This window comes from Comamonas sp., assembly GCF_036666375.1.
In the GTDB taxonomy this organism is placed as follows: Bacteria; Pseudomonadota; Gammaproteobacteria; order Burkholderiales; family Burkholderiaceae_C; genus Comamonas.
Map to the genome: position 1 here is coordinate 1 of NZ_JAVWWA010000182.1, position 5,512 is coordinate 5,512.

The 5,512-nt window shown below is 64.7% G+C and carries 8 protein-coding genes; 4 read left to right on the top strand and 4 right to left on the bottom strand.

All coding sequences use genetic code 11. The annotated features are described in order from the left end of the window. On the top strand, positions 1 to 242 hold a 242-nt coding region (locus RR928_RS24070; RefSeq protein ID WP_332684577.1), incomplete at its 5' end, for a hypothetical protein. A gap of 146 nt (positions 243 to 388) precedes the next feature. Here the strand turns inward: RR928_RS24070 and ptsP are convergent. The 3 genes from ptsP to RR928_RS24085 all read right to left on the bottom strand — a co-directional run bounded on the left by ptsP (position 389) and on the right by RR928_RS24085 (position 2,926). Continuing rightward, the gene (gene ptsP / locus RR928_RS24075; protein WP_332540227.1) at positions 389 to 2,140 is read right to left on the bottom strand and encodes a phosphoenolpyruvate--protein phosphotransferase; all 1,752 of its coding nucleotides are present in this window, start codon (positions 2,138 to 2,140) and stop codon (positions 389 to 391) included. Between the two features lie 101 nt (positions 2,141 to 2,241). Next, positions 2,242 to 2,511 carry an HPr family phosphocarrier protein gene (locus RR928_RS24080; protein WP_332540229.1) on the bottom strand — a complete coding sequence of 90 codons (270 nt, stop codon included), beginning with the start codon at positions 2,509 to 2,511 and terminating at the stop codon, positions 2,242 to 2,244. Then, positions 2,480 to 2,926, bottom strand: a complete 447-nt coding sequence (locus RR928_RS24085; protein ID WP_332549810.1) for a PTS sugar transporter subunit IIA — start codon at positions 2,924 to 2,926, stop codon at positions 2,480 to 2,482. Before RR928_RS24085 ends, RR928_RS24080 begins: the two co-directional genes overlap by 32 nt. Before the next feature lie 187 nt (positions 2,927 to 3,113). Between RR928_RS24085 and RR928_RS24090 the strand changes: the two genes are divergently transcribed. Next, on the top strand, positions 3,114 to 3,617 hold the full coding sequence (locus RR928_RS24090; protein ID WP_332540232.1) for a TlpA disulfide reductase family protein: 504 nt from the start codon (positions 3,114 to 3,116) through the stop codon (positions 3,615 to 3,617). Between the two features lie 111 nt (positions 3,618 to 3,728). Here RR928_RS24090 and RR928_RS24095 read toward each other — a convergent pair whose 3' ends face one another. Beyond that, positions 3,729 to 4,175 carry a c-type cytochrome gene (locus RR928_RS24095; RefSeq protein ID WP_332540234.1) on the bottom strand — a complete coding sequence of 149 codons (447 nt, stop codon included), beginning with the start codon at positions 4,173 to 4,175 and terminating at the stop codon, positions 3,729 to 3,731. Between the two features lie 112 nt (positions 4,176 to 4,287). Here RR928_RS24095 and RR928_RS24100 point away from each other — a divergent pair, with 112 nt between their 5' ends. Together RR928_RS24100 and RR928_RS24105 are read left to right on the top strand one after the other, a co-directional pair. Further along, positions 4,288 to 4,947, top strand: a complete 660-nt coding sequence (locus tag RR928_RS24100) for a cytochrome b/b6 domain-containing protein (RefSeq protein ID WP_332540236.1) — start codon at positions 4,288 to 4,290, stop codon at positions 4,945 to 4,947. Positions 4,948 to 5,019: 72 nt separating this feature from the next. Beyond that, positions 5,020 to 5,511, top strand: a complete 492-nt coding sequence (locus RR928_RS24105; RefSeq protein WP_332540237.1) for a GNAT family N-acetyltransferase — start codon at positions 5,020 to 5,022, stop codon at positions 5,509 to 5,511. Position 5,512 lies beyond the last annotated feature (1 nt).

The window sequence follows — 5,512 nt, forward strand, 5'->3', positions numbered from 1 at the left end:
CAGGCCCACGCAGCTGGCGTCTGATCCGGCTGCCCTGCGCGCGGGGCCTTGGTCCCTCGCGCCCTTTCGCCCTGAATACACCGACGGGCGAACGGCGGCATCACGTCATGCGGCGTGATTTACAGGACGCTTCCGCCAAAACAAAAAGCCTTCCATTGGAAGGCTTTCTTCGTTGTGTTCCACCAAAAAATGCCTGGCTAACCGGCGAGCCGCTGGCTGGCAAAAAACGACTGAAGGCTTAACAGGCCCACGAGTCGCCCCACGATGAAACTGAAACCGATGGAGCACTGTTCCCACCAGGATATGTGCTGCGTCAGTGGATGAATCATAACACGTGAATGAGAACCAATCTCAACTATTTTCAAAAAGAATGTGGATCACCGCAGTTTCACGAAGTTGACGGCATGGGGCCGGCCTCCAGCAAGGCGGCAGGGTCGTCGGCCAGCACCACCTCCCGTGCCCAGGCAGCGAGCTGGCCCGCATCGGCGCGCAGTATTTCCTGCTTGACGGCCAGGATCTGCGCCGGATGCATGGAGAAGCTGCGCAGGCCCAGGCCCAGCAGCAGGCGCGTCATCGCCACATCGCCGGCCACTTCACCGCAGACGCAGATGCTCTTGCCCTGGCGCCGCCCTTCGGCGATCACGTCGGCGACGAGACGCAGCACCGCCGGATGCAGCGGGTCGTACAGATGGGCGACAGCCTCGTCGGCGCGGTCGATCGCCAGCGTGTACTGGATCAGATCATTGGTGCCTATGGATAGGTAATCGAAATAGCGCAGGAACATGCGCACCATCAGCGCCGCGGCCGGAATCTCTATCATCGCGCCCAGCTGCACCGCGCCATAGGCCATGCCGCGCGCATCGAGTTCGGCGCGGGCCAGGTCCACCTGGGCCAGGGTCTGCTCGATTTCACTCTGGTGCGCGAGCATGGGAAACAGCAGGCTCACGGGACCGTGCACAGCGGCGCGCAGCACGGCGCGCAGCTGCGTGCGGAACATGCTCGGGTCGGCCAGGCTCCAGCGTATCGCCCGCAGGCCCAGCGCGGGATTGAGTGAGTACTCCTTGGCCTGCGCCTTGTCCAGCGGCTTGTCGGCGCCCACGTCAATGGTGCGTATGGTCACGGGCCGGCCCTGCATGCCTTCGACGGCCTGGCGATACGCCTGGTACTGCTCTTCCTCGCCGGGCAGCGGACCGTCGCGGCCCATGAACAGGAATTCGCTGCGGAACAGCCCCACCCCCTGGGCGCCGGCCTGCAGCGCGGCCGGGCCGTCACCGGGCTGCTCGATGTTGGCCAGCAGCTCGATTTGCTGGCCGTCGAGCGTCACGGCGGGTGTGTGCCGCAGCAGCGCCAGGCTTTCCCGTTCGTGCGCGCTCTCGCGCTGGCGGCTTTCGTACTCCGCAAGAATCGCGGGCGAAGGATCGACGATCACCACGCCCGCATTGCCATCGATGATCAGCCAGTCGTCGGGGCGCACCAGCTGCGCCGCGGCGCGCGCGCCGACCACGGCCGGAATGTCCATGCTGCGCGCGACAATGGCGGTGTGCGAGGTCTTGCCGCCCACCGCAGTGACGAAACCGACGAACACGCTGGTCTTGAAATGCAGCATGTCGGCCGGCGCGAGGTCCTGGGCCACAAGGATCAGCGGCAGTTCGGGTGCGGCGCCAGGCACCATGGGGCGTGACGGCGGCACCGGGCTGGCGACGCCTTTGAGGTGGCGCAGAATGCGGTCCACCACCTGCTCGAGATCGGCCTTGCGCTCGCGCAGGTAGTCGTCTTCCATCTCGTCGAACTGCCGGGAAATGGCCTCGAGCTGCGTGGTGAGTGCCCACTCTGCGTTGTACAGGCGCTCGCAGATCCACTGCTCGACGCCATGCACCAGCGACTCGTCCTGCAGCAGCATCAGGTGCACGTCGAGCAGCGCGTCGAGTTCCGCGGGCGCGTCATGCGGCATCTCGGTCTGCAGGCGCTGCAGCTCTTCGATGACCGCCTGGCGCGCGGTGCGCGCGCGCTCGACCTCGGCCTGCACTTCGGCCGTACCAATGAAATAGTGCTGCACCTCGATGCGGCTCGAGCTCACCAGCACCGCCCGCCCGATGGCTATGCCGCGGGAAACTGCCAGGCCATGAATTGCAAACGTCATCCGGACTGTCCCTCAGTCAGTCATGGCCGGCCACGTTGCGCACGCTGCGCGTCGCGACCCGCCAGTCGAGTCAGCTGCGCCGCGTCAGCAGCGCGCCTGGCTCATTGTCCTTCGCCAAACTTGTCGTTGATCAACGCCAGCAGCGCATCCATGGCTTCCTGCTCGCGCTCACCCGAAGTCTCAAGTTCCACCTGCGATCCAATGCCGGCGGCGAGCATCATCACGCCCATGATGCTCTTGGCGTTGATGCGGCGCTCGCCTTTGGTCATCCACACTTCACAGGGATAGCTGCCCGCGAGTTTGGTGAGCTTGGCCGATGCCCGCGCATGCAGGCCCAGCTTATTGCTGATGGTGATGGTGGTCTTGATCATGGAAAGAACGGAAATTCTGGTTCTGCAATGGAGCGGCGGCCACGGCCATCACTCCCTGGATACCGCCCACCACGGCGCGCGCCGCGACGGCATCAAGTGTTTCATGGCGATAGCTCACAGCGCGCAACAGCATGGGCAGGTTCACCCCCGCCACGAGCTGGGCCGCGCGTCCGGCGACGAGGCGCTGGGCGACGTTGCAGGGCGTAGCGCCAAATACATCGGTGAGCACCAGCACGGGAGAGCCACTCGTGCCCAGCAATGCGCGCGCGCGCGCCAGCGTGTCGTCGGGGCTCTCATCGGCGCCGACGTCGATGGTCAGCACGTCGTCTGCGCTGTCGGCAAACACATGCAGCGCGCAGTCGCGCAACGCCTGCGCCAGAGGAGCATGGGTGATGAGAAGAATGCGCGTGTTCATGAAGTGATGGAAGGATGTACAGCATTATGGCGCGCGGTCCGTGTGCGCCGGGCAATCCGGCCACAAGCTTTGATTGTGGTCAACCCGAACACCCCGCTGGCTGCAGCGCGCAGTGAACTTTGTGCGCGCGGCCGCACTCATAACCCCTGACCTCCGGATTCCCGGCAGCTTTGGGCACAATCGACACATGGCTATCAAAACATGGATTGCAGGCGTGGCGCTTGCCGCCGTCGCCGGCGTCGGCGGCTTCATTTACCTGAATGCAGGCAGCAGCCCCGCGCCTGCGTCGACGTTCGTGCTGCTCGACGGCAGCCAGAAAACCACCGCTGACCTGCAGGGCAAGGTGACGCTGGTCAACTTCTGGGCCACGAGCTGCACCACCTGTGTGGCCGAAATGCCCGAAATCATTGCCACCTACAAGAAGTACCAGCCGCAGGGCTTCGAGACCGTGGCCGTCGCCATGAGCTACGACCCACCGAGCTACGTGGTGAACTTCGCGCAAAGCCGCCAGCTGCCGTTCAAGGTCGCGATCGACAACACCGGCGCGGTCGCCAAGCAATGGGGCGATGTGCAGCTCACGCCATCGACATTCATCGTCAACAAGCGCGGTGAAATCGTCAAACGCTATATCGGTGCGCCCGATTTCGCCGAGCTGCACAGGCTCATAGAAAAGCTGCTGGCCGAAGCCTGATTTCGCGTCCTTCGACTCACAGCCCCTGAAGCTGGCGTGCTCCAGGCCAGGGACGCCGGGCAAGGGCCGCCCCGCAGCGATGGCGTCATGCTACGCAGGCGCTCAGGGGGGTCAGCGACTCCTGAAGCTGTCGTGGCAGGCCTTGCAGCTGCCTGCCGTGGCGCCGAATGCCGCCTTGAGGCTGGCGAGGTCGTTCTGCTTTGCCGCCGCCGCAAGTTTCACTGCTTCGGCTTCCATCTTGCCGGCAAGCTCCTTGAACTTGGCATTTTCCGTCCAGACATTGGGCTTGGCCTTGCCGCCTTCAGTGTCCGGCCCGAAGCCCGCCCAGGGCAGACGGGACATGAACACCACGATGTCCGCGTTCTCCTGCGCGGCCTTGGCATCGAATGGAATATCGCCCTTAGCCATTGCGCCCAGACGACCGAAGTGCGCGGCCATCACGCTCAGCGCCGACTGGCGGTAGTCGATCGCCTCGTCCTTCTTGGCGAATTGGGCCGCAGCCGGAAGACTCAACGAGGCAGTGAGGGCCGCAAGGGCCAGAACGCAGATTGCTTTCATGGGGACTTTCTTGTGGTGATGGACAAAAACCTCAACTCCAACGCAGGATTATGGTGAAGGACGGCGGCGCAGGCAACGCGCGCGCCGCGCGATTCGCTATCCTTGCACCACCATGCTTCACACCGTCCGCATCTGGGATCTTCCGACCCGCCTGTTTCACTGGTCACTGGCGGCAAGCACCATCGCCATGATCGTCAGCGCCAAGATCGGCGGCAACGCGATGATCTGGCATCTGCGGCTGGGCCATGTGGTGCTGGCGCTGCTGCTGTTTCGCCTGGTCTGGGGGCTGGTCGGCGGCCACTGGTCGCGGTTTCGCAGCTTTCTCTATGCGCCCCGGCAGCTGCTGGACTATCTGCGCGGACAGGACCGCCCCGCGCACAGCGCCGGCCACAGCCCGCTGGGCGCGCTGTCGGTGTTTGCCATGCTCGCGGTGCTGCTGGCCCAGGTAGCCACCGGCCTGTTCAGCGACGACGCCATTTTCTATGCCGGACCGCTGAGCCGGCTGGTGTCCGCAGACATCGTCGAGGCTGCAACGCGCTGGCATGCCGAACTGGGCCAATACCTGCTGCTGGCACTTCTGGGACTGCACCTGCTGGCCATCGCCTGGTACACGTTTGCGCGCCGGCGTCCGCTGGTGCGCGCCATGGTCAGCGGCGACCGCGAACTCACGCACCCGCTGCCGGCGGCGGCCGATGGCAGTCGCCAGCGCCTGCTCGCGCTGGGGATAGCACTGCTGTGCGCAGCCATCTCCTGGGGCATAGGTCAGTTTTGAAACAGCACCGGCCTTCACCATACCGCGCGCATACCGCTACACTGCGGGTTCCGTTGTTTTTGCGCCCCGCCTGTGGATAAGCCTTCTGTGGCCCTGCTGACAGCGACTTTTCCGCAAGATCTGGACGTCGTACGCCAGATCTTCGAGGAATACGCTCACAGCACGGGCATTGACCTGGAATTTCAGAATTTCGCGGCCGAACTGGCCCACCTGCCCGGTGAATATGCACCGCCGCGCGGGCAGTTGCTGCTGGCCACCGTCGACGGTGCGCTCGCGGGCTGCTGCGCGCTGCGGCCGCTCGATGCCAGCGACTACCCCAATGCCGCCGAGATGAAGCGCCTGTATGTGCGCCGGCCGTTCCGCGGCTTCGGCCTGGGCCGCGAGATCACCGCCGCGATGCTCGACCTGGCGCGCCAGACCGGCTACGACCGCGTACTGCTCGACACACTCGACGACATGGAAGCCGCGCGCGCGCTCTACGCCGAGCTTGGGTTCGAGGAAATTCCGCCCTATTACTTCAATCCCGCGGCAGGCGGGCACTATCTCAAGGCAGAGCTGTTCTAAG

What these genes read in the sequence shown, in the direction of transcription:
- ptsP (WP_332540227.1), bottom strand. Translation starts at nt 2,140, where the DNA reads ATGACGTTTGCAATTCATGGCCTGGCAGTTTCCCGCGGCATAGCCATC.
- RR928_RS24080 (WP_332540229.1), bottom strand. Translation starts at nt 2,511, where the DNA reads ATGATCAAGACCACCATCACCATCAGCAATAAGCTGGGCCTGCATGCG.
- RR928_RS24085 (WP_332549810.1), bottom strand. Translation starts at nt 2,926, where the DNA reads ATGAACACGCGCATTCTTCTCATCACCCATGCTCCTCTGGCGCAGGCG.
- RR928_RS24090 (WP_332540232.1), top strand. Translation starts at nt 3,114, where the DNA reads ATGGCTATCAAAACATGGATTGCAGGCGTGGCGCTTGCCGCCGTCGCC.
- RR928_RS24095 (WP_332540234.1), bottom strand. Translation starts at nt 4,175, where the DNA reads ATGAAAGCAATCTGCGTTCTGGCCCTTGCGGCCCTCACTGCCTCGTTG.
- RR928_RS24100 (WP_332540236.1), top strand. Translation starts at nt 4,288, where the DNA reads ATGCTTCACACCGTCCGCATCTGGGATCTTCCGACCCGCCTGTTTCAC.